The sequence below is a fragment of the Variovorax sp. FW305-3-2-15-B-LB1 genome (assembly GCF_058787635.1).
In genome coordinates this window covers 1-26,930 of sequence record NZ_JBYSZY010000075.1, presented here as the reverse complement: position 1 = coordinate 26,930, position 26,930 = coordinate 1, and the positions used below count along the sequence as shown (strand labels likewise).

The following is a 26,930-nucleotide window of genomic DNA, read 5'->3' as shown; positions in this document are numbered from 1 at the left end:
CTTTCCAACCACAGGAGACAAAGACCATGACAGCCAACCCCCGTGCCATCCCTCCCACCGTCGCACCGTCCGAAAAGGTGAAGGCCGCCATCGCGGCCGCGAAGGAACTGCCGCTGCTCGATGTCGGCCCCTACCTGGCCGGCGAGCCCGGCGCGCTGGAACAACTGGCCGCCGACGTGAAGCTGATCCAGGAGAACCTGGGTTTCTTCGCCATCGTGAACCACGGCATCCCGCAGTCGCTCATCGACGAATCGTTCGCGCAGACCGCCAAGCTGTTCGAGCTGTCGATGGAAGAGAAACTGCGCCACCGCGTCGGCTACCACCACCAGGGCTACCTGCCGCCGAAGTCGTCGATCCTGAAGTCGACCGCCATCATGGAAAAGATCGCGGTCAACACCAAGAAGGACACCAACGCCGCCTGGCTCTTCATGCGCAACCGCGACGCCGACGACCCCAAGGTGCGCGCCAACGTGCGCCACCGCGGACTGAACCAGTGGCCCGAGAGCCTGCCGGCCTTCAAGACCGCGCTGCATGCCTACCAGAGCGCGATGGAAAAGCTCTCGCTGAAGCTGCTGCCCATCTACGCGCGCGCGCTCGGCCTGCGCGCCGAGCATTTCGATCCGATGTTCAAGGCGCCCGAGTACTACCAGCGCTGCGCCTACTACCACCCCGAGGAGCACATGGACGAAGGCCAGTACGCGCTGGCGCCGCACTCCGACGGCAGCTTCCTCACGCTGCTGCCGATGACGCCGGTGCCGGGCCTGCAGGTGATGACGCCGGCCAAGGAGTGGCTCAAGGTGAGCTACGTGAAGGACGCGCTCATCGTCAACACCGGGCAGGTGCTCAACCGCCTGTCGAACGACCACTTCATTGCCACGCCGCACCGCGTGGTCAACCCGCCGATGAAGCGCTATGCGCTGACCTTCTTCTTCTACCCCGACGACGACGCCAACGTGGCGCCCATTCCCGAGTGCATCGCACCGGGCGAGCAGGCGCGCTACGACACGCGCTCGTTCTACGACTTCTTCGTGCCCTACCTGGACGACCTGTACCACTACAACGACCCCAACTTCATGAAGGAGGTCGAGCCCGCCGGCGTGACCGCGCAGGCCTGAGATGAAACGCCAGATGTTGATTGACGGCCGCTGGGTCGATGCGCGCTCGGGCGAGACCCTGGCAGTGCTCGACCCGTGCAGCGCGCAGCCCTTCGGCACCCTCGCCCGCGGGCGGGCCGAGGACGTGGACCTGGCGGTGGCCGCCGCGCGCCGCGCGCTCGACGGCGCCTGGGGCCGCATGACGGCCACCGAGCGCGGGCGCATCCTGCAGCGCCTGGCGCAGCTCATCCTGGCCAACGGCGAGGCGCTGGCGCAGCTGGAGGCGCGCGACACCGGCAAGCCGATGGCCGTGGCGCGCGCCGACGCGGCGGCGGTGGCGCGTTACTTCGAGTTCTACGGCGGCGCGGCCGACAAGGTGCACGGTCAGACCATTCCGTACCTGAACGGCTACAACGTGAGCGTGGTGCGCATCCCGCACGGCGTGATGGCGCACATCATTCCGTGGAACTACCCGGCGCAGATGATGGGCCGCACGCTGGCGCCCGCGCTGGCGATGGGCAACGCGGCGGTGGTCAAGCCGTCGGAGGACGCGTGCCTGAGCGCCCTCAAGCTCGCCGAGCTGGCGATGGAGGCCGGCCTGCCGCCGGGCGCGCTGAACATCGTCACCGGCCTGGGCACCGAGGCCGGCGCCGCGCTCACGGCGCACCCGGGCATCGACTTCGCGACCTTCACCGGTTCGCCCGAGGTCGGCATGCAGGTGCAGCAGGCCACCGCGCGCCACCACGTGCCCTGCGTGCTGGAGCTGGGCGGCAAGTCGCCGCAGATCGTGTTCGACGACGCCGACCTGGCCAAGGCCGCGCCCGTCATCGTGCGCGCCATCGTGCAGAACGCCGGCCAGACCTGTTCGGCGGGCAGCCGGCTGTTGGTGCACAAGGGCATCTACGACCGCTTCGTCGACACCATCGCGACGCACTTCGCGGCCCTGAAGGTCGGCACCCCGGAACAGGACCTGGACTGCGGGCCGATGATCAACGCGCGGCACCAGGCGCGCGTGCAGGCCATCGTGCGCGAGGCGGTGGCCGAAGGCGTGCCGCGCCTGGCCGAAGGCCGGCTCGCGGACGGCCTGTCGCCCGAAGGCTTCTTCGTCGCGCCCGTGCTCTTCGGCCCGGTGCCGCGCACGCACCGGCTGGCGAGCCAGGAGATCTTCGGCCCCGTGCTCGCGGCGATGCCCTTCGACGACGAGGACGACGCGGTGCAGCTGGCCAACGCCACCGAGTACGGCCTGGTGGCCGGCGTGTGGACCGAGAACGGCAACCGCCAGGCGCGCATGGCGCGGCGGCTGGCGAGCGGGCAGGTGTTCATCAACTGCTACGGTGCGGGAGGCGGTGTCGAGCTGCCCTTCGGCGGCGTGAAGAAGAGCGGCTACGGCCGAGAGAAGGGTCTGCTGGCGCTCGAGGAGATGAGCACCACCAAGACCGTCGTCCATCACTACGAATAAGGAGACAAACACCATGTCGATGCTGAACCAGAAGACGGCGATCGTCACCGGGGCGGGGAGCGGCTTCGGCGCCGCCATCGCCCGCGCATACGTCGCGGCGGGCGCGAAGGTCGTGCTGGCCGATATCAACCTGGAGGCCGCGCAGGCGGTGGCCTCGGCGCTGGGCGACAACGCCATGCCCGTGGCCTGCGACGTGACGCGCTTCGAGCAGGTGCAGGCGCTGGTCGAACAGGCGAGGGCGCGTTTCGGCGGGCCCGACATCGTCATCAACAACGCGGGCACCACGCACCGCAACCAGTCGATGCTCGAGGTCGACGAAGCCACCTTCGACCGCGTGTTCTCGGTGAACGTGAAGTCGATCTATCACATGGCCCGCGCCGTGGTGCCGGTGATGAAGGCGAACGGGGGCGGCGTGATCCTCAACATCGGCTCGGTCGGCGCCATCCGGCCGCGCCCGGGCCTCACCTGGTACAACAGTTCGAAGGGTGCGGTGCGCGTCATGACGAAGTCGATGGCGGTCGAGCTCGCGCCCGACGGCATCCGCGTGAACCTCATCGCACCCGTGATGGCCGCCACCGGCCTGCTGCAGGACTTCATGGGCGTGGCCGACACGGCCGACAACCGCGCGCGCTTCGTCTCGACGATCCCGCTGGGGCGCATGTGCGATCCGGAAGACGTGGCGAATGTCGCGGTGTTCCTGGGCAGCCCGCAGGCGCGCTTCCTGACAGGGGTGGAGATGCCGGTGGACGGCGGACGGTCGATCTGAGCGTGCCGCTGTCTCAGTACGTCACGGTCACCGTGATCGTGCTGCTGTAGGGACCCGGTGCCACGTACTGGCCGGCCGGAATGCGGCCGTAGACGGTGTGGGGGCGCAGCGTGGTGACGCCACCGAGGTTTGCCAGCGCGCTGTAGCTGTCGCTGACGCTGTTGAGGCCCCAGACGGTGCTGCGCGCGTTGGTGGTGTAGAGGTTGTAGCCCAGCGGCGTGGCACCGACCGGGCCCACCATCTGCCGGCTGGCGATGTTGCCGGCCGAGCCCGCGTCCAGGCTGATCGTGAACGACAGCGTCACCAGGATGCCCAGGCCCGTGACCGTGCCGGCGACGGTCACGGTCGAGGTGTTGTCCTTGGGCGTCGCGGCGGCGGGGTCGTAGTTGCCGAAGGCCAGCGTCGACGCGCTGACGGTGGCGCTGCAGCCGAACAGACCCACGCCCGTGCACCCGGCCAGCGACGCGCCCGGGGCCAGCAGCCCCGCCAGCGCCACGGCGGCGGTCAACGCGGGGACGACGGCACGGGTTCGCATCGGTAAGGTCCCATCGAGGGCAGTGCGCCGGCGGCGCGGTCGGGTTCGCCCAGCGTGAAGCGGCAATGCCCGCGCTTCCATCGCGCCTCGAAGCGTTCGTTCGGCTGCGGGTCGTCGACCGACACGAGGCCATGAAAACCCGACAGCAGCGAGGTGCCGCGCGCCGGTCGCATCACGTCGATGCCCGGAGGCAGCGGGCTGCCGTCGGGCAGCAGCACCGTGACGTTCGCCACCGTGTCGCGCGCGATGTCGAAGCTGGCTTGCGCCACGCCCTTGTAGCGCGGCACCACGCGCAGCACGTCGCTGCGCACCTGCGCCTCGATCGGCAGGTCGCGGTTGTCGATGCTGATGTGGTTGGGCTCGTAGGCACGCAGGCCCGAGACGACGGCGCGGCCTTCGCTGTCGGTGGTGGTCCAGGGCTGGTTCTCGCGGTAGACCTTCACGCCGGCGGCGCCGGGCACGGTCACGAGCGCGAAGGCGTCGTCCGACTGGCGGGTGGCAAAGCCCACGCCGCCCGCGAAGCCTACGGCGCCGCTGGCGCGCAGGCGCACCGCGGTCTGGCCCTGGGCGCGCGCAGCTTCGGCCGTCAGCATGCCGTAGCGACCGCGCCAATCGACCGCAGCTTCGCTGCGCGCGTTCTCGCCGTCGGCGGCGCGCAGCCGGTAGCCCCAGCCGGTGTCGTTGGGTGGCTGCTGCACCCACTCGGCCACGGCCGAGTGGCCGCCCGGCTTCTGCTGCTGCACCGAGAGCGTGGCGTGCTGGCGATCGCCGAGCGTGAAGCTGAGGCTCACGTTCACCGAGGTGATGGAACGCTTGCCGTCCTGGCGCGTGTGGGCCACCGAGGTGCCGAGCCAGGCGTTGCCGCCGAGGCTGATCGACCAGCTGGCGGTGGTCACGCCGATGTGCTCGCCGGTGTTGTAGCGCAGCCGCGTGTGGCTCGCGCCCAGCGTGCCGTAGCGGCCGAGCGAGCGGCCTGCGAAGAGCTGCGTCTGCGCGTCGGTGTGCACGGGGCTGTCGTGCCAGGCGATCTGCGTGAAGCCGCGGCTGGCCACCTGGCGGCTGACCGAGAAGTTCCATTCGTCGCTGGTGCGGGTGTAGGCGGCGCGCCAGAGGCGGCCGCTGTTGCCGTCCCTGCTGCGGCTGGCGGCGCCGTGCAGCGAGAGTTCGCCGAGCGTGCCCCAGACCCAGGTCACGCCCGCGCCCGCGGTCTGGCTGCGCGCACTGGCCTCGCCGCGCGCCTCGACGGTCACGCCGTCGCTCACGCCGTGGCGCCAGGTGCCGGCGACGAAGGGCGGGCCGTAGTCGAAGCTGCGCTCGCCGTAGCGCAGCCGCGTCCAGCCGGCTTCGAGCGAGTAGTCGGAGAGGCCCGCGCGCAGCAGGTTCGAGCTCACGTAGTAGGGCGTGGTCACGGTGCGCTGCACGCCCAGCGCGTCGGTGACCGCGAAGCGCATCTCGCCCGCGCCGGTGAGCACGGGCACGTCGCTGAGTGCGAAGGGGCCGGCGTCCACACGCCGTTGATAGCGCAGCGTGTCGTTCACATACACCTCCACCGCCGACGGCACGGCCGCGCCGCCGCGCAGGGTCGGCATCGGGTAGCTGATGAAACCGGGCTGCAAGCCGAAACGGGTGCCGAACTGCACGCCGCCGAAGCGAAAGGGTGTCGACCATGCGGAGGCCTGCGTGATCGTGTCGCCCACCGTGAGGCGCGTGAGCCGCGCGGGGTCGTCGCGGCGGAAGTAGCTGTCCAGCCGCGTCGTGCCGCGTCCGCCGAATGCGGACTGCCCCGCGACGACGCTCGTGCCCACCAGCCCCCAGTCGCCCGAGGCCGCCGCATCGAAGTAGCCCGAGGCGCGCGTGCCTTCGCGGTCGTGCTGCAAGGCCAGGTCGTAGTTGAGAAAGGCCCCGAAGGCCGACGCCGACAGCGGCGGTCGGTCGCCCGCGTGCGCATGCACGGTGCCCAGCGTGAACGCCTCGGCGGGCACGCTCAGGTCCACGCTCTGCGCGCCCTCGTCGAGCTGCAGCTGCGCGCCGGGCAGCGCGCGCAGGTCGTAGTAGTCGGTGCCGTCGCGCTGCAGCGCCGCGGTGGCGGGCCGCACCAGGCGCCAGGCCGCGAAGTCGGGCGCCGACGCCAGCAGCTGGGCGCCGCGCCGCAGCAGCGGGCGCGGTGCGGGCTGGCTCAGGCCGTTGATGCGCACATCGAGGATCGCAGGCTGCACCTCGCCCGCCATGTCAACGGGTGACGTCTGTGCGCAGGCCACGCGCAGGCCCAGCCAGCCGCAGCAGACCCACAAGCTAGCGTGGCGTGGCGGGCGCACGGGGCACGCGCACGGTGGCGCTGGACGACGCCTCGGGGGCATCGGTGGCGGCCTCGACCTGCAGCCGGGTGTCGGGCGGCAGGGCGGGCAGTTCGATGTCGATGCCGGCCGACTGCCCGGCCAGCGCGTACTGCGACAGGCTCTTGCGCAGCAGCTCGGTGCCGTCCTCGCGGCGCACCACGAGCTGCGTGACCTGGATGTGTTCGCTGCCCTGGTTGTCGAACACCAGCCGCCAGGCCGTGCCTGCCGTGCCGGTGGCGCGCCCCGAAGGCTGCAGCGACCATTGCAGCGCACGGCGCAGCTGCAGCGGCGGCACGAAGATCGGCACGCCGATGCGCAGCAGCGTCTGCACCTTCGCGCCCTCGGTGCCGTCCGCCGGCAGGGCCTGGTCGCGCGGCAGCTGGCGCAGGAAGACGCGGTAGCTGCGCTCGCCGGCGTCGGCCGGCACCTGCAGCCCGAGGCGCACGATCTGCCGCCCGCCCGGCGGCAGGCGGAAGATGGTCGGATTGACCAGCACGTCGCGCGTGGGTTCGTAGGCGTCGCGCCCGTCCTGCTGCGACCACGCCACCACCTCGGCCTGCACGGCGACCTCGGTGTCCTCGGCGTTGCCCATGGTGAGCGAGGCGACCGGGCGCTGCGGCGTGAGCACGATGCGCAGCGGCGCCACGCTGAGGCTGGTGGCCGCGGCGGGAGTGGGAGCAAGGGCGGACAGCAGCAGGCCGGCCCCCCATGCGACTGGCAGCAGGGCGCGACGCATGCCGTGGCGGCCTGCGGTGAAGGCGGTCAACGGCGCCCTCAATAGGTCAGCGAGACCGTGATCGTGTCCGTGTAGTCGATGGCCGGCGCTGCGGTGTACTGCCCCGTGGGAATCAGGCCGTAGATCGTCTGCGTCTGCGGCGTCCCGTTGCCGACGTAGCCGGTGCCGGCGACGCTGTTGTCCCAGTTGGTCTGGTGCGCGCTGTCCTTGAAGAGGCCGTAGCCCAGCGTGTTGTTGCCGGCGGCCGCCGTGGGGCTGGTCATCAGGCGGTTGGTGACCGTCGCGCCCGAGCCGCTGCCCGCACTCAGGCCGAGCGAGTAGGGCGTGCCGAAGGTGCAGGTCACGTTGAGGCTGGTGGTGCCGGCCAGGGCGGTGGCCGACGCCGGGTCGTACGGCCCGAACGCCAGCGTGGCCGGCGTGGTCATCAGGCAGGCCTTGAGCACCGTGGCCGTGACCTGGAAGGTCGTGGTCGTGGTGACCGCCTGCGCGGGCAGCAATGTCAACAAGGCACCGACGGGCAGCACGGTACGGGCCAGTGTGCGAAGGAGGGAGCGAGGCTGGTGGCGCATCGGACGGGACCTTTCATCGGTGACTGGAAACCCGGGAACGACAGTGAAAACCCACCCACCGTTTCCAGTAGTGGGCGCCCCCTTTCTAACCAATCTCTCCCCGATGGGACATAGGACGCGGCCCTGTCGTCGACAGCTTGCTACAGATTTTTCCGAGTCCGGGAGGGCTCATGAGTGATTTCGGTCTACAGCCCGGGCCGGGCCTAGGTCGGATGTCCTCATGGGGCGCGACCTGTTGTCGCAGGGGGTGGTGCGTGCGGTGTATAGAACCGTTTACATTTACGCTCTTGGGAGTCGCCATCCAACGCCATTGCAACCTTGCCCGCGAGGTCCATCCAACGTGATCGCCGAAATACATGCTGATGCCGCGCCTGCTGGCCTCGCCTCGGGGTTCACCATGGCGTTCCAGCCCATCGTGGACCTGGGCCGGCACGAGATCTATGCGCACGAGGCGCTGGTGCGCGGCCTGTCGGGCGAAGGCGCCGCCGAGGTGCTGGGGCGCGTCGATCCGGTCGACCGCTTCGCCTTCCACGAAGCCTGCCGCGTCAAGGCCATCGAGATCGCCTCGCGCCTGGGCATGAAGTCGCGCCTGAGCCTCAACGTCATGCCCAACGACGTCGCGGGGCAGGCCGAGTGCTTCCGCACCGCCATGGCCGCCGCCAAACGCTGCAAATTCCCCGTGCGCCGGCTGATGTTCGAGATCACCGAGGGCGAGCGCGTGCGCGACCTGCACGGCCTGGCCGACACCTTCCGCGCCTTCAAGCGCCACGGCTTCACCTCGGCCATCGACGATTTCGGCGCGGCCTACGCGGGCTTCGAGCTGCTGGCCGCGTTCCAGCCCGACGTGGTGAAGATCGACCTGAGCCTGATCCGCGGCATCCATGCCGACCCGGTGCGGCTGACCATCGTGCGGGGCTTCGTCGCCACCTGCGACGAGCTGCGCATCCGCGTGATCGCCGAAGGCGTGGAGGCGCCCGAAGAGGTGCGCGCCTTGCGCGAGATCGGCGTGGAGCTGTTCCAGGGCTATCTGTTCGCGCGGCCGGCCATCGCCACGCTGCCGGCGGTGGCGTGGGACGCCGCCGCCTGAGCCTGCCCTGACCTCTGACCTTGTGCGTCAGACGTTGCTGGTCGCGCGCACTTCCTCGAGCGTGGTCCGGCCCGCCAGCACCTTCTCGATGCCGTCCTGACGCAGCGTGCGCATGCCCTCGCGCATCGCGGCGTCCTGCAGTTCCTCGGCGCGCGCACCGCCCTGCACCAGCCGGCGCAGCTCCCTCGACATCACCATGAGTTCGTGGATGCCCACGCGGCCCCGGAAGCCGGTGTCGTTGCAGTGCTTGCAACCGGTGCTCGTGTAGGTCTGCAGCTGGCCGTCGCGCCCGTGGCGCTGCACCCACTCGGCGCGCACGGCGTCGCGCGCGGCCGGCGTGTCCTGCGCGCCGAAGGCGTGCATGTAGTCGGCCAGCAGCTCCTCGACCGCCTCGCTCGTCGCCGGGCGGCTCTGCACGCACTGCGGGCACAGGCAGCGCACCAGCCGTTGCGCCAGCACGGCCAGCAGCGAGTCGGCGAAGTTGAACGGGTCCATGCCCATGTCCAGCAGGCGCGTCACGGTTTCGGGCGCGCTGTTGGTGTGCAGCGTCGACAGCACGAGGTGGCCGGTGAGCGAGGCCTCGATGGCGGTCCTGGCGGTCTCGGCGTCGCGGATCTCGCCGACCATGATCACGTCGGGGTCGGCGCGCACGAAGGCGCGCAGCGCCTTGGCAAAGGTCCAGTCGATGCGCGGGTTGACCTGCACCTGGCGCAGGCCCGGCTGCGTGATCTCGATCGGGTCTTCGGCGGTCCAGATCTTGCGCTCGGGCGTGTTGATGCGCATGAGCGCCGAGTGCAGCGTGGTGGTCTTGCCCGAGCCCGTCGGGCCCACGCACAGCACCATGCCGTAGGGCCGGTCGACCGCCTGCGAAAACTGCGCCAGGTTGCGCTCGGACAGGCCCAGCGCATCGAGCGCGATGGGCTTGGCCGAGGCCAGGATGCGCATCACCACGTCTTCCAGGCCGTTGTTGGTCGGGATGGTGGCCACGCGCAGCTCGATGCGGTGCTGCGGCGAGTACTTCGAGAAGTTGATCTTGCCGTCCTGCGGCTTGCGCTTTTCGCTGATGTCCAGGTCGCACATGATCTTCACGCGCGCGACCACCGCGTTGCGGTAGCTGGGCGGCAGCTCCAGGTAGGTGTAGAGCCGGCCGTCGCGGCGAAAGCGGATGCGCGTCTTTTCCTGCCCCGGGTCGCTCTCGATGTGGATGTCGGAGGCGCCCTCGCGGTGCGCTTCGAGGATCATGCTGTTGATCATGCGCACCAGCGAGTTGTCCGACTGCTCCACGGGCGGCTCGCCGGCCGCGGGCGCGGCGGCCGATTCTTCCTTCTCGAGCGTCTTCAGCAGCGTGCTGGTGCCCGTCATGTCGAACTCGAGCGGACGCATCGGGTCGTTCATGTCGACCACCGGGCGCTCGGCCGCCACCTGGCCGACCTTCTCGTAGGCCTTGTGCAGCACGCCGTCCAGGTCCAGGCACTGGCCCAGCACGGGAAGCACCTTCATCTGCGCGATGAACTCCACCTCGTCGATCACCGCGTGCCGGTTGACCGGGTCGTCGAGCGCCAGCACCAGGCGCCCGCCGTGCAGCATGAGCGGCATCACCTGCAGGCGCCGCGCGGCCTCGTGGCCCACCTTGCGCAGCGCGTCGGCCGCGGCCGGAAAGACATGCAGGTTCACCAGCGGGTAGCCCATCTTGCGCACCAGCGCGGTCTGCAGCTGGCCCCGGCTCACGACGCCCATGCGCACCAGCGTCTCGCCCAGCGGCACAGTGGGCTCGCGCTGCTGCTGCTGGAGCGCCGCGTCGAGCTGCGCCTGCGTGACCATGCCCAGCGACATCAGCGCCTGGCCGATGCGCGCGATCGGCATGCGGCTTTGCAGGTCGAGCTCCTGCACGAGCTGTTCGGGCATGACGACTTCGGTGGCTGCCATGGATCGATCTCCTGGTGGTTGTGGGGGTGCGGCGGGTGTGCCGACGCTAACGGTAAAACGCGAAACGGTTGCGGCCCTGCGACTTGGCGGCGTAGAGCGCCGTGTCCGCCCGCGCGAGCAGTTCGCCGGCACCGACGCTGGCATCGACCGTCTCGACGAACACGATGCCGATGCTGGTCGTGACGTCCAGCCGCCGGCCTTCCACGGGGAACGCCGGCGCCGCGATCTGCGAGACGATCTTGTGCGCCACGCCCGCCACCGCGTCCTGCGAGTGCACGTTCTCCAGCACGATCACGAACTCGTCGCCGGCCAGGCGCACCACCGTGTCGGTCTCGCGCACGCTGGCGCGCAGGCGGCGCGCGTACTCGGCCAGCACGCCGTCGCCGGTGGAATGGCCGAGGGTGTCGTTGATGGCCTTGAAGTGGTCGATGTCCAGGAACATCAGCGCCATGCCGCCTTCGGCGCGGCGCGCGCGCGACATCGCCGCGGGCAGCTGCTCGTTGAAGGCCAGGCGGTTCGGCAGGCCGGTCAGCACGTCCATGCGTGCCAGCTCGATGAGCTTGCGCTCGGCCTCCTTCAGCGCCGTGACGTTGAAGGTCATGAGGTAGAAGCCCGCCGTGTGGCCCGCCAGGTCCTTGTCGGGAATCAGGTTCACCTGGAAGTGCGCCTCCCGGTCATCGATCGGCACCTGCACCGGGTACTGCGTCGCCCTGCCGGCGAGCACCGTGGGCAGGTGGGGCGTGTGCTGCGCATACACCGCCTCGCCCACGGCCGAGCGCAGCGTCACGCCGTCCAGCGGCGCGCGCTCGTCCAGGCCCGCCATGCGCCGCGCGCGGCTGTTGCCGTACAGGCAGTTCTCGTCGCGGTCGAAGTAGGCGACCAGCGCGGGGATGTTGTCGGTCACGTCGCGCAGGCGCTTTTCCTGCTGCGTGAGGGCGCGGCGGATGTTCACTTCGTCGGTGATGTCGAAGGTCATCGCGAACACGCCGTGCACCATGCCCTCGGCGTCCTGGTCGGGGATGTAGTGGGCCTTGAAGGTGCGGTCGCCGATGCCCAGCGCCGCGTCGCCGGCCTTCTCGACGATCACCGTCTCGCCCGCCAGCGCGCGCTCCATGTGGGGCCGCACCACCGCGAAATCGGCCGCGCCCCGCACGGCCGGCATCCACTGGCCGACCAGCGGCTGGCCGTGGTGCAGCGTGCGCACCTTGGCATTGACGAAGGTGTAGTACAGCGCGGCGTCGACGTGCGAGACCAGCGCGGGAATGTTGTCGGCGATGGTGCGGATCTGCGCCTCGCTGTGCGCCAGCTCGAGCTCGATGTGCTTGCGCTGCGTGATGTCGAAGGTCATCGCGTAGTAGCCGCACACCCGCCCCTGCGCGTCGAGCTCGGGGATGAAGTCGGTCTGGAAGAAGTGCTCTTCCTCGTCGCGGTGCGCGGCGCCGCGCCGCTCGAAGGACACGGCCTCGCCGGCCAGCACGCGCCGCAGGTTGTGCTCGAGCGTCGGGTCGTCGTGCAGGCCGCTCATGCTCTGCACGGGCTGGCCCACCAGCTCCTCGGCGCTGTAGCCCAGCTCCTCGCACAGCCGCGCATTCACGAAGGTGTAGCGGCCCTGCGCGTCGGCGTGCGAGATCATGGCCGGCAGGTTGTCGGTGATGTCGCGCAGGAACTTCTCGCTGGCCTGGTGCTGCTGCATGAGCCGGTCGAAGGTGCGCGAGAGGTCGCCGATCTCGTCGTCCGGGTAGGTGCGCGCCACGGCCGCCTGCGCGGGCGCCGCGTGGGCGTCGAGCATGTGGCGGTGCAGCCCGGTGAGCGGGCGCAGCTGTTGGCGCACCACGGCCAGCGCGAGCGCGCCGGCCAGCAGCGCCAGCACGATGGCGCCGATCCACGCGGTGCGCTCGATGGCGTCGATGCGGGCAAAGGCCTCGTGGCGCGGGTACATCGAGCCCATGATCCAGTCGGCCTGGCGGATGCGCTTGAAGGCGTACAGGCCGGGCACGCCCGCATGGTTGACGCCTTCGATGGTGCCTTCGAAGCCGCCGATCGCGCGGTCCAGGTCGGGCGCGTCGTCGGCCATGGCCATGTTGGCCTGCTTGAGCACGCGGTCGGCCAGCGGGTGGTCGATCACGATGCCGTCCGCGGTGGTGATGAACACGTAGCCCGTCTGGCCGAAGCGCACGTCGGCCAGTTCGCCCAGGATGTTGCGGTCCTTCAGGTTGATGGAGCCCGAGATCACGAACAGCACCCGGCCGGCCGCATCGAGCACCGGCTCGGTGATGGCGACCTGCGCCAGGCCGTTGAGCCGGTTGCGGTAAGGCTCGGAGATCACGCCCGTGCGCGCGGCGACCGTGTCCTTGAAGTACGCGCGGTCCTTCACGTTCACCTTGCCGATCTGTCGCGCGCCGTTCAGGTTGGCGACCAGCTCGCCGTCCGTGTCCAGGAAGGCGACGTTGTCGAACGCCGCCCGCAGGGACTGGTGCTTTTCCAGAAAGGCCTGCAGCGGCGCGGCGTTCGTGATGCCGTGCGAGCCCACGCTCTCGGCGATCGTCTTCAGCAGGATGCGCCGGCTCGCGAACTTCTGCTCCACCGCGCTCGCGATGGCCGACAGCCGCGCGAACTCCTCGTTGGCGATCGAGGCCTGCATGCGGCTCTTGACCAGGTGCAGCGCCACCGTGGCGATGATGAAGGTGGTGGCCAGCACGACGGCCGCAACGCCGACGCTGAGGCGCGTGTTCAGGCTGATGCGGCGTTTCGCGGTCGCGAAGAGTTTCATGGGCGTCGTGCAGGCGGTGCAGCGAAGCGGCGGGGACCACCGGCCGGGCCGGCCAGGGGGGCACGGCACACACCCTTCGCGCGTTGCGCAGCTAGTGTGTCAGAAAGTGCGAGAAATGCGCGCCATTGCGGTGCATCTCGCGGGGTTCCCGGGGGCCGGAGTGTTGCGCAGGTGCGCGAGGGAAACCAATCGTATTACTCGACGCGCGGCGGCGGCTCCGATCGGGCGGCCGCGGGCGAGCGGGCCGGCGCGATGAGCACCATCGCGCCGTCCTGCCCGCGCCGCACGCGCAGGCGCGTGCCGTCGAGCAGGCGCTCCAGCGCCGCGTCGGCGGCGATCTTTCCCCTGATGCCCCGGGTCGAGAGGTCCTTGACGTCTTCCATCTTGTAGATGAGCTGCACGCCCGACTGCGCGATGTAGGCGTCGAGCGCGGGCCGCAGCTCGCCGCCCTTCACGTCGAACTCCCGCGCGTGGGCGCAGGCCAGCCCCGTCGCCAGCAGGCCGGCGGCGGCCACGAGGGCGAGGCGGGGGCGGGTGAGCAAGAGGGCAAGGAAGGTGGGGGGCTGCCTCCGGATTCGAATCATGTCGGTCTGTGTTTCCGCGAATTGGTTTTTCTTCTGCCCCCGGTGAGACGAGTTCGAGCGCACTTTCCGGTAACGGGGCAAGGGGGAAAAGCCCTCGGGCCCGGCCTTCTAGAATTTCCGGGTCCGCCGCCGGGCATGGGAATTCAAGGAAATTTCGCCGGCGGGCCTTCGCGCGTTACCGGAAATCTTCGGGCCGTTCGTCTCACTGTCTGTCGCCAATCCCGGCGACCTGCCGCTTTGTGTGTCGGCCCTTCAATTTCCAGGAGCGCTTCGTGGTTCTCAGTGACTTGGATGCCTGGTTCGTCAGCGAGGTGCTGCCGATGGAAGCCGCGCTCACGCGCTTCCTTCGCCGCAACTGGCGCGACGACGCCGAAGTGCCCGACCTGCGGCAGGACGTCTACGTGCGCATTTACGAGTCCGCCTCCAGATCCATGCCCGACCAGGTCAAGCCCTTCGTTTTTGCCACCGCGCGCAACCTGCTGATCGACCGCGCCCGGCGCGCGCAGATCGTTTCCATCGAGATCATTGCCGACCTCGACGCGCTCGATTTCTCGGCCGACGAGCTCACGCCCGAACGCCACGCCGCCGGCCGCGGCGAGCTGCGGCTGCTGCAGACGGCGCTCGACGCGCTGCCCTCCAAGTGCCGCCGCGTGGTCGAGATGCGCAAGATCGACGGGCTCTCGCAGCGCGAGGTCGCCACGCAGCTGGGCATCACCGAGGACACGGTCGAGCGCCAGGTCTCGCGCGGCGTGCGCGCGCTGGCCGACGCCTTGCTGTCGGGCGGCGTGCAACTGGACACCAAGGCCTTCGGGCGAGCGCAGAACGAGCGGAGGCTCTCACCATGAGCGAATCGCAGCGCATTGAGTCGTTGGCCGCCGACTGGCTGGCCCGCCGCGACAGCGGCGACTGGACCGACACCGACCAGCAGCAGCTGGACGCCTGGATCGCCGCCTCCATCGCCCACCGCGTGGCCTGGCTGCGGCTGTCCAGCGCCTGGGAGCGCGGCGACCGGCTGGGCGCGCTGCGCACGCCGGCGGTTCCCATTCCCCTGCCCACGCCGGCGCCGGCACCCGCACCGCAGGCCGCACGGCCCGCTCAACGCCTGTCGCGCTTCTCGCTGCAACGCATCGCCGCCGGCGTGCTCGTGGCCGCCGCGGGCACCGCCTGGCTCGGCTGGCAGTACACGCAGGAAGAACGCGGCCAGCACTACGCCACGGCCGTGGGCGCGCGCCAGTCGGTGGCGCTGTCCGACGGCTCGAAGCTCACGCTGAACACCGCCACGCAGGTGCGCACGGCCGTGAACGACAGCGGGCGCAAGGTGTGGCTCGATGCGGGCGAGGCCTACTTCGACATCGCGCACGACAAGAACCATCCCTTCGTGGTCATCGCCGGCGACCGCCGCATCACCGTGCTGGGCACGCGGTTTCTCGTGCGGCGCCAGGGCGAGCAGGTGAACGTGACGGTGGAGGAAGGGCGCGTGCAGATCGCCGCGGCCAAGCCCGATGCCCGAAGCGCCGAGCCCACCGTGCTCACGCGCAACCAGGCCGCGGTCACGCATGCCGACAACGTGCTCGTGATGTCCAAGGCGCCCAAGCAGGTCGACGACGAACTCAGCTGGCGCGAAGGCAAGCTCGTGTTCGACCAGACCACGCTGGGCGACGCGGCCGCGCAGTTCAACCGCTACAACCTGCGCAAGCTCGTGATCGCCGACCCGGTCATCGCGCAGGTGCGCATCGGCGGCAGCTTCGATGCGAACAACATGAGCGGCTTCGTGGGGCTTCTCAAGCAGGGCTTCGGCCTTGCCGCGCATGAGAGCGGCAACGAAATCAGAATTTCGAATCCGTAAATTACCGGAATGTGACGGGGCATTCGTCTCAGTGGGTACCCAAACAAATAACCACGCTGGAGACACACACAATGAATCGCACCGCGCCCCGCACCGGCCTGCCGCCCCAGAAGAAGAAGCGAACGTACGGCGCACTGCGCCCGTGGGTCATCGGCGGCGCGTGGGCGCTGGCCAGCGGCATGGCCGCGCACGCGCAGACGCAGGCCCCGCCGCAGGGCTTCGACGTGAGCGGCGGCGATCTCAAGACCGCACTGGACGCCTACATCGCGCAGGGCGGCGTGCAGCTGCTCTACAAGGTCGACGACGTGAAGGGCGTGGCCACGCGCGGCGTGAAGGGCGCGCTGTCGCCGCAGGACGCGCTGGCGCGGCTGCTCGAAGGCACGCCGCTGCAGACGCGCCGCGGTGACGACGGCGCCATCGTGATCTACACGGCCGCCGCAGCCAAGCCGCAGGCCGACGAGGCGCCGCAGTCGCTCGACAGCGTCACCATCACCGCCACGCGCCGCCGCGAGCCGGTGCGCGAGATCCCGATGCAGGTCAACGTGATGAAGGCCCAGGCGCTGGAGCGCGCGGGCGCCAAGAACCTGGCCGACTACGTGGCCGAGCAGCCGGGCGTGAACCTCACCAGCAGCGGCAGCGTGGGCGGCACGCTCACCATGCGCGGGCTGACCACCGGCCCGGTGCAGGGCATCGCGACCGTGGGCGTGTACGTGGACGACGTGGCCACCGGCATGAGCTCGGCCGGCGCGAGCGGCGGCAACACGCCGCTGGACATGGGCATGCTCGACCTGAGCCACATCGAGGTGCTGCGCGGCCCGCAGGGCACGCTGTACGGCGCCGGCGCCATGAGCGGCGTGCTCAAGTACGTGACCAACCAGCCCGACACCATGGAGTTCGCGGGCTCGGTGAAGCTGGGCACCTCGTGGACGCAGGGCGGCGGCCCGGGCTTCACGACCGGCGCGGTGCTCAACGTGCCGCTCAAGGAAGACGTGGCGGCCGTGCGCTTCGCTGCCTTCACCGACCAGTTCGGCGGCAGCTACGACGCCACGGGCCTGGCGCGCGGGCGCAACATCGACCGCGGCCACACCGATGGCGGCCGCGTCTCGCTGCTGCTCACGCCCACGCGCGAACTCACGGTGCGCCTCACGGGCACCGTGCAGGACGTGCATCGCAAGGGCCTGGGCTTCGAGGACATGGACCAGCGCACGCTGCGCCCCTGGACGCGGGAGCGCACGCGCCAGCTGTCGGCCAACGAGTCGTACAGCAACCTCACGCAGCTGTTCGGGTTGGACGTGGAATACGACTTCGGCTGGGCCCGCCTGAACTCGATCACCTCCGCGCAGGACGTGAAGATCAACAACACCGTCGACGTCACCGGCCGCTACGGGCCGATGCTGAGCGCGCTGCGCCTGCCGGTGGCCTCGGTGCCGGTGAACAGCGCCGTGGAGCAGCACCGCGTCAGCCAGGAGTTCCGCCTGACCTCGCGCTCGGGCACCACCATCGAGTGGCTGGCGGGCCTGTACCTGAACCGCGAACGCGGCAGCAACAACGGCGTCATGGACGCCAACCTGATCGGGGGCCGCAGCCTCGGCCTGCTGACGTCGACGCAGTCCTCGCGCTACCGCGAGGAGGCGGCCTACGGCGACGTCACCTGGAACGTGACGCCCAAGTTCTCGCTCACCGGCGGCGTGCGCCTGGCGCGCAACAACCAGAAGTACGCCAGCCGCCAGACCGGCCAGCTCGTCGGGTCGGTCGCCGCCAGTGCCGCCGGCACCTCGTCGGAAAGCCCGACCACCTACCTGGCCGCGGCCAAGTACACGCTGTCGGAGACGAGCACCATGTACTTCCGCGCGGCCAGCGGCTACCGCCCCGGCGGTCCCAACGTGCTCAAGGCCGACACCGACCGCAACGTGGTGCAGCCGATGTACAACTCCGACTCGCTGTGGAGCTACGAGCTGGGCTACAAGGCCGACCTGCTGGACCGCACGCTGTCGCTGGAGGCGGCGCTGTACGACATCGAGTGGACCGGCGTGCAGCAGCCCACGCGCAGCGGCGCCTTCGTGTTCGTCACCAACGCGGGCGCGGCCCGCATCAAGGGCAGCGAGGTCACGCTCAACTGGAAGCCCAGCAAGGAATGGCGCTTCACCGCCAATGCCGCGGCCGTCGATGCGCGCCTGACCGAGGATGCCAAGGGCCTGGGCGCCAAGGCCGGCGCGCGCCTGCCGCACACGCCGCGCTTTGCCGCCACACTGGGCGTGACGCGCAACTTCAGCCTCGCCGACCACCCGGCCTACGTCGGCATCAGCGCGCGCTACACCGGCAAACGCGATGCGGGCTACCGCGGCAGCACGGCCATTCCGAGCATCAACATGCCGGCCTACACGCTGGTCGACCTGCAGGCGGGCATCGACTTCAAGCGCTTCAGCGTCTCGGCCTACGTGCGCAACCTGACGAACAAGCGCGGCATCGTGTCGATCGAAACCGGACTCAACGCGAACCCGAACCTGGTGACCGCGGCGCTCGTGCCCGCGCGCACCATCGGCGTGAACGTCAACGTTCCGTTCTGACATGTCGGGCCTCCCACCGTTCGCGGCACCGATGCCGCTGGATGCGGCCGCCCCTGCGGCCCTGGAAACGACCCGCAAGGCGCCCACCAGCGCCTGGTATGCGCTGGCGGTGCTCATCATCGCGACGGTGCTGGGCTCGATCGACAAGGTCATCCTCACGCTGCTGACGGAGCCGATCCGCCAGACGCTGTCGCTCTCTGACACGCAGCTCGGGCTGCTGCAGGGCGCGGGCATCGTGCTGTTCACCGGCATCGCCACCGTGCCGCTGGGCTGGCTCAGCGACCGCTACGACCGGCGCGTGGTGCTCGCGGCCTGCGTGGTGCTGTGGAGCGCCGCCACGGCCATGCGCGGCACGGCCATGGACTACGGCGTGCTGTTCGTCGCCTCGGTCGGCCTGGGCGTGGGCGAGGCGGGCCTCACGCCCATCACCAACAGCATGATCCCCGACCTGTTCCCGCGGGCGCAGCGGGTGCTGGCGAATGCGGTGTTCGCGTTGTCGGCCATCTTCGGCAGTGCGCTGGGCGCGTTGCTGGGCGGCACCATCGTGCACCTCACCGACGACCTGCGGCCCTGGCTGCCCGTCGCGATGCAGCAGCTCGAAGCCTGGCGCCTGACCTTCTTCGTGCTGGCCAGCGCCGGCATTCCGGTGACGCTGCTGGTGCTGTCGATCCGGCGCACGCCGCGCGGCGGCGCACAGGAAGCCAAGGCCAAGCCCGGGGCACCGGCCGCCGACGCACCGGGCGCCACGACCCTGCGTCAGCACCTGCGCCAGCACTGGCGCACCTTCGCGGGTCTGGTGGTCGGCGTGGGCCTGACCAGCGTGGGCCTGAGCTCGCTGGGCACCTGGCTGCCGATCCTCACGGCGCGCACCTACGGCGTCACGCCGGTGCAGATGGGGCAGGGCATGGGCCTGGCCTTCCTGTGCGGCACGGTGGCCGGCGGCCTGCTGGGCGTGCTGTCGATGCGCTACGTGCAGCCGCGCATGGGGCCGGCCGCGGCGCTGCGGCTGATCATGCTGGGCAATCTCTCGGCGGCGCTGATGTCGACGCTGCTGCTGTTCACGAGTTCGGCCAACCACAACTTCGCGCTGCTGGGCCTGCTGGTGGTGCCGCTCATCGGCAGCGCGGTGCTGCTGCCCAACGTGTTGCAGGACGCGGCGCCGCCGCACCTGCGCGCCCGCACCATCGCCATGCTCACGCTGGCCAGCCTGCCCTTCGGCGTGGTGGGTCCGCTGGTGGTGGGCATGTTGTCGGACGCCCTCAAGTCGATGCCCAACGGGCTGGCGGTGTCCATCGTCGTGACCACGCTGGTCGGCGGCAGCCTGGGCGCCATGGTGCTGCGCGCCGCCGAAGGCCCGTTCGTGCGCCTGATGCGCGAGGCGAAGCCGAACTGAGCCTGCCGCGTCGAGATTCCGCTCCCCCCTTTCATCGTTCGTTGTTCCTCCATGTCACAACCACACCCTTCAGCTTCTCTTCCTGACACCGCTTCCGCGCTGGCCGCCATCGACACGCTGGTGGCGCCCCTGAACCGCAGCGATGCGCCCGGCCTGGTGCTGGGTATCGCACAGCATGGCCGCCTGCTGTACCGCCGCGCCGTCGGCATGGCCAGCCTGGAGATGGGCGTGGCGCTCACGCCGACCACGCGCATGCGCATCGCTTCCACCAGCAAGCACTTCACGGCCATGGCCGTGCTGCTGCTGGCCGAAGACGGCCTGCTCGACGTGGAAGACCCGGTACAGAAATACCTGCCCGAGCTGCCGCAACTCAGCGCCAACGGCCCCACGCTGCGCCACCTGCTCACGCACACCAGCGGCTGGCGCGGCCACGACGAGCTGTGGGCCATTGCGCACGGCCTCACCTTCACGCTGCCCGGCCCGGGCCTGCCCGCCATGGCGCGCCAGAGCGAGCTGAACTTCGAGCCCGGCACGCACATGGTCTACAGCAACGGCGGCTACTTCCTGCTGGCCAAGATCGTCGAGCGCGTGAGCGGCAAGAGCTTCAACGACTTCCTGAAGGCGCGCCTGTTCGACCCGCTCGGCATGGCCGACACCTCGTCGGTGGTGACCGACCTCGATGTGGTCCCCGGCATGGCCGGCCTGTACATGCCCGCGCCCGGCGGCGGCTGGCGTCGCGGCCTGTACCCGTGCGAACTCGACGGCGGCGGCTCGCTGGTGTCGACGGCGGACGACATGCTGCGCTGGCTCGCCCACATGCACGGCAGCGAGAAGATCGTGGGCAGCGCGAAGAGCTGGGCCCTGCTGTCGGCGCCCACCACGCTGTCGTCGGGCTCGAAGGTGAACTACGGCTTCGGCCTCGCGCGCCACCCGTACCGCGGCGTCGAGATCGTGCACCACGCGGGCGCCGTGCTCGGCGCGCAGTCGCAGATGATCAGCGTGCCCAGCCACGGGCTGGACATCATCGCCATGGTGAACGGCGCGCCGGTGTCGCCGTCGGCGCTGGCCCTCAAGGTGATCGAGCTGCTGCTGGGCGACGCGCTCGCGCCGCCCGAGGTGCGCCCGCTGGCCAGCGCCTTCCCCGCGCTGCCCGGCCAGCGCTACCACGCCCCCTCCACCGGCGGCCTGCTGGGCTTTGCGGACGTGGCCGGCAAGCTGGCGCTGTCGTGGCAGGCCGGTGAGGCCAGGCCCCTGAACCAGGGCGACGGCACGCTGTGGCTGGGCCTGCAGGACCTGCCGACGAACGACCTCGTGATCGACACCACCGACATCGACCCGCAACGCGCACCCGATGCCTTCGTGCTGCACGAAGGCGGCCAGCCGCGCCGCTTCGAGCGCCTGCCCGAGACCGCGCCCGATGCCGCGTCGCTCGCCGACGAACTGTGCGGCGACTACACCAGCCCCGACCTCGACGCCACCGCGCGGATGGTGCTGGTGGACGGCCGGTTGCAGCTCACGGTGCAGGGCCGCCACGGCCAGCACGCGTGCGTGCTGACGCCGCTGTCGGCCGACGTGGCCACGCTGGCCTCGGTCGACCCGGTGCTGGCCCAGCTGGGCAAATCGGTTCTCAACGTGGAGCGCCAGGGCGATCGGGTCGTGGGACTGCGGTTCGCCACCACGCGCTCGCGAAACATCCACCTTGCCCGCCAGGAGCCCCGCGCATGAAGTTCTTCACCACCCTGTTCGCCACCGAAACCAACACGTTTGTCTCGGCCCCCACCGGCCTGGGCAGCTACGAGGAATACGGCATCTTCCGCGGCGACGCCAGCACGCGCGACGCCACCGGCTACGGCCTGTACGCCGTGGAAGTGCGCCGGCAGCTGGCCGCCGAAGGCCATGAAACGGTCGAGAGCCTGCTGGCCTTCGCGCAGCCGCTGGGGCGCACCGTGCGCAGCGTGTACGAGCGCCTGCGCGACGAGATCCTGGACGACCTGCGCAAGGCCGGCCCGGTCGACGGCGTGATCCTCGTGCTGCACGGCGCGATGGTGGCCGACGGCTACGACGACTGCGAAGGCGACGTGATCTCGCGCGTGCGCGAGATCGTCGGGCCGAACGTGCCCATCGGCGTGTCGCTCGACCTGCACTGCCACTTCACGCAGAAGATGCTGAACACGGCCGACGCCATCATTTGCTACAAGGAATATCCGCACACCGATGCGTTCGAGCGCCTGACCGAGCTGATCCGCATCGTGGTCGACACCGCGCAGGGCCGCGTGAAGCCCGTGACCGCCGTGCACGACTGCCGCATGGTCGGCAAGTGGCACACCACGCGCGAACCGATGGCCGGCTTCGTGCGCCGCATGCAGGACGCCGAAAAGCTGCCGGGCGTGCTCTCGGTGTCGCTGGGCCACGGCTTCCCCTGGGCCGACGTGCCCGAGTCGGGCGCCAAGCTCTGGGTGGTGACCGACAACGACCCCGCGCTGGCCGCGAAGCTCGCCGAAGAACTCGGCCGCGGCTTCTGGGACCTGCGCCACGAGACCGGCGTGCCCTCGCTCTCGATCGAGGAGACGCTCGCCAAGGCCATGGCCGTGCAGGGCGGCCCCGTGGTCATCGCCGACACCGCCGACAACCCCGGCGGCGGCGCCACCAGCGACAGCACCTTCATGCTGCGCGCCGTGGTCGAGCGCGGCATCGGCGACGTGGCCTTCGGCGGCGTGTGGGACCTGGGCGCGGTGCAGCTGTGCCGCGACGCGGGCGTGGGCGCGAGCTTTGAGCTGCGCCTGGGCGGCAAGTGCGGCCCGGCCTCGGGCGACCCGATCGACCTGCACGTGACCGTGATGAACGTGGTGGAGGCGCATTCGCAGGGCGGCCTGTCGGGCGTGCGCACGCCCATGGGCCCGTGCGTGTGGGTGCAGGCCGCCGACGGCGTGGACATCGTGCTCATCAGCAAGCGCAACCAGGTCATCGGCGCGGACCTCTTCACGGGCCTGGGCATCGACCTGGCGGCCAAGAAGCTGGTCATCGTGAAGTCGGCGCAGCACTTCCATGCGGAGTTCGGGCCCCTGGCCAAGTCGGTGCTGTACGTGTCGACGCCGGCCTCGCTGAGCACCGACTTCGCCAACCTGCCGTACCGCGTGCGCGACCTGGACTACTGGCCGCGCGTGGAACAACCCGGTCGCCTGTACCACATGGCGGCGCCCGGCGAGCTCTACACCATCGATGGCCGCGCCATGCACCTGCAGCGCAGCGGCCCCGTGGCGGCCAGCCCGATGCAGCCCACGCTCGTGATCGAGGCCGGCGGCGGCTGTGCCTCGCCGACCTACGCGCGCCTGCAGCAGGCGCTGGCGGCGAAGCACCCGGTGATCAGCTACGACCGCGCCGGCATGGGTTGGAGCGAAGCCGACGACGCGCCCTTCGACGGCGAGCGCACCGCGCACCGCCTGCACGCGCTGCTCGCAGCCGCCGGCGTGACGGGCCCGATCGTGCTCGTCGGCCATTCGCTCGGCGGTCTTCTGAACCGGGTCTACGCGGGCCTGTACCCGCAGCAGGTCGCAGGCGTGGTGATGCTCGACGCCAGCCACCCCGACCAGTTCGCGATGTACGAGCACCCGCCCGAATCGCAGTTCGCGGCCGAGCGCGTCAAGCGCGCGGACTTCCAGGCCGGCGGCCCGCCGCCGCCGGAGCAGGCGCCCATCGAGGCCCTGTTCGCCGACATGCCGCAGGTGCTGCGCCAGATGAAGGCGACCTACACGCCCGAAGCGCTCGACACCATGGTGGCCGAGGTGCGCGGCCTGCCGCACGTCGCGCGCCAGGCGGCCGCGTCGCCCGACTTCGGCTCGCGTCCGCTGGCCGTGCTGTGGGCGCAGCAGCAGCCGCTGCCGGCCGGCGCCGACCCGGCCATTGCCGCGGTGCAGCAGCGCTGGCCCGAGTTCCAGGAAGCGCATGCGGCGCTGTCGACGCAACGCCGCCTGGCCTGCATCGAAGGCGCGGCGCACATGACGCTGGTGCTGCTGCCGCCGCTGGTGCAGCGCGTGGCCGAGGAAATCGACGGCGTGATGGCGCAGATCGCGTCCGGAACCGGCCGATGACGCCCCTGGCCGAACTCACCACGCCCGCGCTGCTGCTCGACGTCGGCGTGCTCGAACGCAACTGCGAGGCGATGGCGCAGCGCGCGGCGCGCCACGGCGTGGCGCTGCGCCCGCACCTGAAGACCGCCAAGTCGGCGGAAGTGGCGCGGCGCGCCACGCGCGGGCAGGCCGGCGGGCTCACGGTGTCGACCGTGGCCGAGGCCGCCTACTTCGCGCGCCACGGCTTCACCGACCTGACCTACGCCGTGGGCATCGACGCGAACAAGATCGAGACGTTGCACGACATCCAGCGCACGCATGGCGCGCGCGTGACGCTGCTGGCCGATTCGGTCGAGGCGGTGCAGGCGGCCGGTGCCCGCGCGCAGGCGCTGGGCGCGAGCTTTCGCGTGCTGCTGGAGATCGACACGGGCGGCGGCCGCGGCGGCGTCGGTCCGCGCGACGACGGCCTGCTGTCGCTCGCGCGCGAGGTGCAGCGCAGCGAATCGCTGGCGCTGGCCGGCGTGCTCACGCATGCGGGCCACAGCTACCACGTGCAGGGCGGCACGGCGATCCGCGCCATCGCCGAGGCCGAACGCGCCGGCGCCGTGCATGCGGCCGAACGGCTGCGCGCGGTCGGCATCCCGGTCGAGGTGGTGAGCGTGGGCTCCACGCCCACGGCCGTGTGCGCGCAGTCGCTCGAGGGCGTCACCGAGATGCGCCCCGGCGTCTACACCTTCTTCGACCTGGACCAGGCGGCGCGCGGCATCTGCGGCGTGGAAGACATCGCGCTGTCGGTGCTGGCCACCGTGATCGGCCACAACCCGCGCTCGCGCCGCGTGCTGATCGACGCCGGCGCGCTCGCGCTGTCGAAGGACCAGTCGGCGGCCGAGTTCCGCGCCGGCCTGGGCTTCGGGCTGGTGTGCCGGGCCGACGGCACGGTGCCGCTGCCCGGCCTGTGCGTGGCCGAGCTGCACCAGGAGCACGGGCTGATTGCCTGTGAAGGTGACGACGACGCACAGGCCATGTTCCGCGCGCTGCCCCTGGGCGCCCGCGTGCGCGTGCTGCCGCACCACGCCTGCATGACGGCCGCGCCCTACGACCGCTACCACGTGGTGGACGGCGCGGGCAGCGGCGTGCAGGCGGTCTGGGACAAGGCGCACGGCTGGCAGGCCGGCGCCTGAAGCAATCTATTTTTCTGGAGAAGACAACGATGACGAAGACATTCCTTGCACGGCTGACGGCCGTGGCCGCGCCCTTTGTTCTGGCCCTCGGCCTGGGCAGCGCGCCGCAACTCGCAGGCGCCCAGACGCCGGCCGCACCGCAGGCCGCGGCCAGTGCTGCTGCTGCCGCCGCGCCGGCGCCCGTGGCGGTGCCCGAGAAGCCTGCAGCCCCGGTTGCCGCGCCGGCCGCCACCGCCAAGGTCGACAACCCCTACGGCGTGGGCGCGCTCTGGTCGCAGAGCGATGCCGTGGCCAAGGCCGTGCTCGCCATCCTGGCGATCATGTCGATGGGCAGCTGGTACGTGATCGTCACCAAGCTGCTCGAGCAGATGCGCATGGGCCGCCAGGCGCGCGCGGTCGACAACGAGTTCTGGAACGCGGGCACCGTGCAGGCCGGCACCGCGCGGCTGGCCGAGGGCAGCCCGTTCCGCTTCATCGCCGATGCCGGCATGCAGGCCACGCAGAAGCACGACGGCCTGCGCGGCAAGGTCGACTTCGCCGACTTCGTCGACCTGTGCATCCACCGCGCCACCGAGCGCGTGCAGCGGCGCCTGGGCAACGGCATGTCGCTGCTGGCCACCGTGGGTTCCACCGCGCCCTTCGTCGGGCTGTTCGGCACCGTCTGGGGCATCTACCACGCGCTCACCGCCATCGGCGTGGCGGGCCAGGCCTCGATCGACAAGGTGGCCGGCCCGGTGGGCGAGGCGCTCATCATGACCGCCATCGGCCTGGCCGTGGCCGTGCCTGCCGTGCTGGGCTACAACTGGCTCCTGCGTCGCAACATCACCGTGATGGACGACGTGCGCGAGTTCAGCGGCGAGCTGCACTCCGTGATCCTGGCCGGCAGCGCCGCGGCCTGACGCGCGCGCACGCACGCAAGCGGATCGCGCCATGGCGATGAACATCCCGGCCTCCGGGGGAGACGAGGAACAGGCCATCGCGGCCATCAACACCACGCCGCTGGTCGACGTGATGCTGGTGCTGCTGATCATCTTCCTCATCACCATCCCGGTGGTCAATTACTCGGTGCCCGTCGCGGTGCCGAAGGAGCGCAACGAGGTGCGCGAGAGCAAGCCCGAGACCGTCGTGATCTCGGTGGACGCCGCCGGCCGCACCTACTGGTACGACACGCCGGTGCGTGACACGCCCGCGCTGGTGGCGCGGCTCACCAAGGTGGCGGCCATGAGCCCGCAGCCCGAGGTGCACATCCGCGGCGACTGGCATTCCGACTACGAGCCGGTGGGCCGGATCATCTACGCCTGCCAGGCGGCCGGGATCGCCAAGGTGGGCTTCATCACCGAGCCGCCCGCGCGCAACTGAGACGAGCAGACAGCGAGACAAGCAAGCCATGCCAAGAAAACAGAAGCAGGGGCGGCGCAGCAGCACGCCTTCCGACGAGCCGATGATGGACATCAACACCACGCCGCTCATCGACGTGATGCTGGTGCTGCTGATCATGCTGATCATCACCATCCCGATCCAGCTGCACTCGGTGAACCTGAACATGCCCACGGGCAACCCGCCGCCCAGCGAACTCAAGCCCGAGGTGCTGCGCATCGACATCGACGCGCTCAGCGTCGTGCAGTGGAACGGCGAACCGCTGGCCGACCGCGGCGAGATGGAACGGCGCTTCGAGCAGGTCGCCGCGCAGGCGGTGCAGCCCGAGGTGCACCTGCGGCCCGACCGCCGCGCCAAGTACGAAGTGGTGGCCGGCGTGATGGCCTCGGCGCAGCGCACGGGCGTGAGCAAGCTGGGCATCGTGGGCGCGGAGCAGTTCATCCCATGAAGCGCTCCCGCAAGGACTTCAACCCGAAATCACGCTTCGGCCCCGTGGGCATCGCGGTGATGGTGCTGTTCCACGTCGGCGTGGGCTACGCGCTCGTGTCGGGGCTGGCGCGCCAGACGGTCGAGCTGATCAAGAAGCCGATGGACGCGACCATCATCAGCGAGATCAAGCAGCCGCCACCCCCGCCAC

At 70.5% G+C, this 26,930-nt stretch carries 21 protein-coding genes and 1 pseudogene; 15 read left to right on the top strand and 7 right to left on the bottom strand.

What is annotated here, in order from left to right:
* Positions 1-26 precede the first annotated feature (26 nt).
* From AC3WQR_RS29035 to AC3WQR_RS29025, 3 genes are read left to right on the top strand one after another with little or no spacing between them, the layout of a single operon-like run.
* A complete protein-coding gene (locus tag AC3WQR_RS29035; protein ID WP_492745422.1) occupies positions 27-1,115 on the top strand; it encodes an isopenicillin N synthase family dioxygenase in 1,089 nt (362 codons plus the stop codon).
* Positions 1,116-1,128: 13 nt separating this feature from the next.
* Complete coding sequence (locus AC3WQR_RS29030) at positions 1,129-2,553, top strand: aldehyde dehydrogenase family protein (protein WP_492745420.1); 1,425 nt, start codon at positions 1,129-1,131, stop codon at positions 2,551-2,553.
* Between the two features lie 13 nt (positions 2,554-2,566).
* Positions 2,567-3,319: an SDR family oxidoreductase gene (locus tag AC3WQR_RS29025; RefSeq protein ID WP_492745417.1), complete on the top strand. Its 753-nt coding sequence runs from the start codon at positions 2,567-2,569 to the stop codon at positions 3,317-3,319.
* A gap of 13 nt (positions 3,320-3,332) precedes the next feature.
* Here AC3WQR_RS29025 and AC3WQR_RS29020 read toward each other — a convergent pair whose 3' ends face one another.
* Genes AC3WQR_RS29020 through AC3WQR_RS29005 form a run of 4 tightly spaced genes read right to left on the bottom strand, consistent with a single transcriptional unit; the run spans position 3,333 to position 7,495 of the window.
* Positions 3,333-3,854 (bottom strand): Csu type fimbrial protein, encoded by a 522-nt coding sequence (locus AC3WQR_RS29020; protein ID WP_492745415.1) that lies wholly within the window; start codon positions 3,852-3,854, stop codon positions 3,333-3,335.
* Positions 3,824-6,145: a fimbria/pilus outer membrane usher protein gene (locus AC3WQR_RS29015; protein ID WP_492745413.1), complete on the bottom strand. Its 2,322-nt coding sequence runs from the start codon at positions 6,143-6,145 to the stop codon at positions 3,824-3,826. The genes AC3WQR_RS29020 and AC3WQR_RS29015 overlap by 31 nt, the downstream gene beginning before the upstream one ends.
* Before the next feature lies 1 nt (position 6,146).
* The gene (locus AC3WQR_RS29010; RefSeq protein ID WP_307587160.1) at positions 6,147-6,956 is read right to left on the bottom strand and encodes a fimbrial biogenesis chaperone; all 810 of its coding nucleotides are present in this window, start codon (positions 6,954-6,956) and stop codon (positions 6,147-6,149) included.
* Positions 6,957-6,964: 8 nt separating this feature from the next.
* Positions 6,965-7,495: a Csu type fimbrial protein gene (locus AC3WQR_RS29005; protein WP_307587157.1), complete on the bottom strand. Its 531-nt coding sequence runs from the start codon at positions 7,493-7,495 to the stop codon at positions 6,965-6,967.
* A 397-nt stretch (positions 7,496-7,892) separates the two neighbouring features.
* Between AC3WQR_RS29005 and AC3WQR_RS29000 the strand changes: the two genes are divergently transcribed.
* Complete coding sequence (locus AC3WQR_RS29000; protein WP_369645959.1) at positions 7,893-8,582, top strand: EAL domain-containing protein; 690 nt, start codon at positions 7,893-7,895, stop codon at positions 8,580-8,582.
* Between the two features lie 27 nt (positions 8,583-8,609).
* Here AC3WQR_RS29000 and AC3WQR_RS28995 read toward each other — a convergent pair whose 3' ends face one another.
* The 3 genes from AC3WQR_RS28995 to AC3WQR_RS28985 all read right to left on the bottom strand — a co-directional run bounded on the left by AC3WQR_RS28995 (position 8,610) and on the right by AC3WQR_RS28985 (position 13,820).
* Positions 8,610-10,508, bottom strand: coding sequence for a GspE/PulE family protein (locus tag AC3WQR_RS28995; RefSeq protein WP_369629934.1), 1,899 nt, complete (start codon positions 10,506-10,508; stop codon positions 8,610-8,612).
* A 46-nt stretch (positions 10,509-10,554) separates the two neighbouring features.
* On the bottom strand, positions 10,555-13,278 hold the full coding sequence (locus tag AC3WQR_RS28990; protein WP_307587154.1) for a sensor domain-containing diguanylate cyclase: 2,724 nt from the start codon (positions 13,276-13,278) through the stop codon (positions 10,555-10,557).
* A gap of 194 nt (positions 13,279-13,472) precedes the next feature.
* Positions 13,473-13,820 (bottom strand): STN domain-containing protein, encoded by a 348-nt coding sequence (locus AC3WQR_RS28985; protein ID WP_062477274.1) that lies wholly within the window; start codon positions 13,818-13,820, stop codon positions 13,473-13,475.
* A gap of 314 nt (positions 13,821-14,134) precedes the next feature.
* Here AC3WQR_RS28985 and AC3WQR_RS28980 point away from each other — a divergent pair, with 314 nt between their 5' ends.
* The 11 genes and pseudogenes from AC3WQR_RS28980 to AC3WQR_RS28930 form a co-directional block, all read left to right on the top strand.
* Positions 14,135-14,707, top strand: coding sequence for an RNA polymerase sigma factor (locus AC3WQR_RS28980; protein WP_223301388.1), 573 nt, complete (start codon positions 14,135-14,137; stop codon positions 14,705-14,707).
* Positions 14,704-15,708 (top strand): FecR family protein, encoded by a 1,005-nt coding sequence (locus tag AC3WQR_RS28975; protein WP_492745407.1) that lies wholly within the window; start codon positions 14,704-14,706, stop codon positions 15,706-15,708. The genes AC3WQR_RS28980 and AC3WQR_RS28975 overlap by 4 nt, the downstream gene beginning before the upstream one ends.
* 71 nt (positions 15,709-15,779) lie before the next feature.
* Positions 15,780-18,275: a TonB-dependent receptor gene (locus tag AC3WQR_RS28970; protein ID WP_492745406.1), complete on the top strand. Its 2,496-nt coding sequence runs from the start codon at positions 15,780-15,782 to the stop codon at positions 18,273-18,275.
* Between the two features lies 1 nt (position 18,276).
* Positions 18,277-19,668: an MFS transporter gene (locus tag AC3WQR_RS28965; protein WP_492745404.1), complete on the top strand. Its 1,392-nt coding sequence runs from the start codon at positions 18,277-18,279 to the stop codon at positions 19,666-19,668.
* 51 nt (positions 19,669-19,719) lie between these two features.
* Positions 19,720-21,393: a serine hydrolase domain-containing protein gene (locus AC3WQR_RS28960; protein ID WP_492745402.1), complete on the top strand. Its 1,674-nt coding sequence runs from the start codon at positions 19,720-19,722 to the stop codon at positions 21,391-21,393.
* Positions 21,390-23,756, top strand: a complete 2,367-nt coding sequence (locus AC3WQR_RS28955; RefSeq protein WP_492745400.1) for an alpha/beta fold hydrolase — start codon at positions 21,390-21,392, stop codon at positions 23,754-23,756. Before AC3WQR_RS28960 ends, AC3WQR_RS28955 begins: the two co-directional genes overlap by 4 nt.
* Complete coding sequence (locus AC3WQR_RS28950) at positions 23,753-24,916, top strand: alanine racemase (RefSeq protein ID WP_492745398.1); 1,164 nt, start codon at positions 23,753-23,755, stop codon at positions 24,914-24,916. The genes AC3WQR_RS28955 and AC3WQR_RS28950 overlap by 4 nt, the downstream gene beginning before the upstream one ends.
* 29 nt (positions 24,917-24,945) lie before the next feature.
* Positions 24,946-25,815: a MotA/TolQ/ExbB proton channel family protein gene (locus tag AC3WQR_RS28945; protein WP_492745396.1), complete on the top strand. Its 870-nt coding sequence runs from the start codon at positions 24,946-24,948 to the stop codon at positions 25,813-25,815.
* Between the two features lie 31 nt (positions 25,816-25,846).
* Positions 25,847-26,275 (top strand): ExbD/TolR family protein, encoded by a 429-nt coding sequence (locus AC3WQR_RS28940; RefSeq protein ID WP_492745394.1) that lies wholly within the window; start codon positions 25,847-25,849, stop codon positions 26,273-26,275.
* A gap of 28 nt (positions 26,276-26,303) precedes the next feature.
* Complete coding sequence (locus tag AC3WQR_RS28935) at positions 26,304-26,741, top strand: ExbD/TolR family protein (protein ID WP_139702542.1); 438 nt, start codon at positions 26,304-26,306, stop codon at positions 26,739-26,741.
* Positions 26,738-26,930, top strand: a pseudogene (locus AC3WQR_RS28930) (energy transducer TonB); the annotation flags it as partial. The gene AC3WQR_RS28935 and the pseudogene AC3WQR_RS28930, both read left to right, overlap by 4 nt.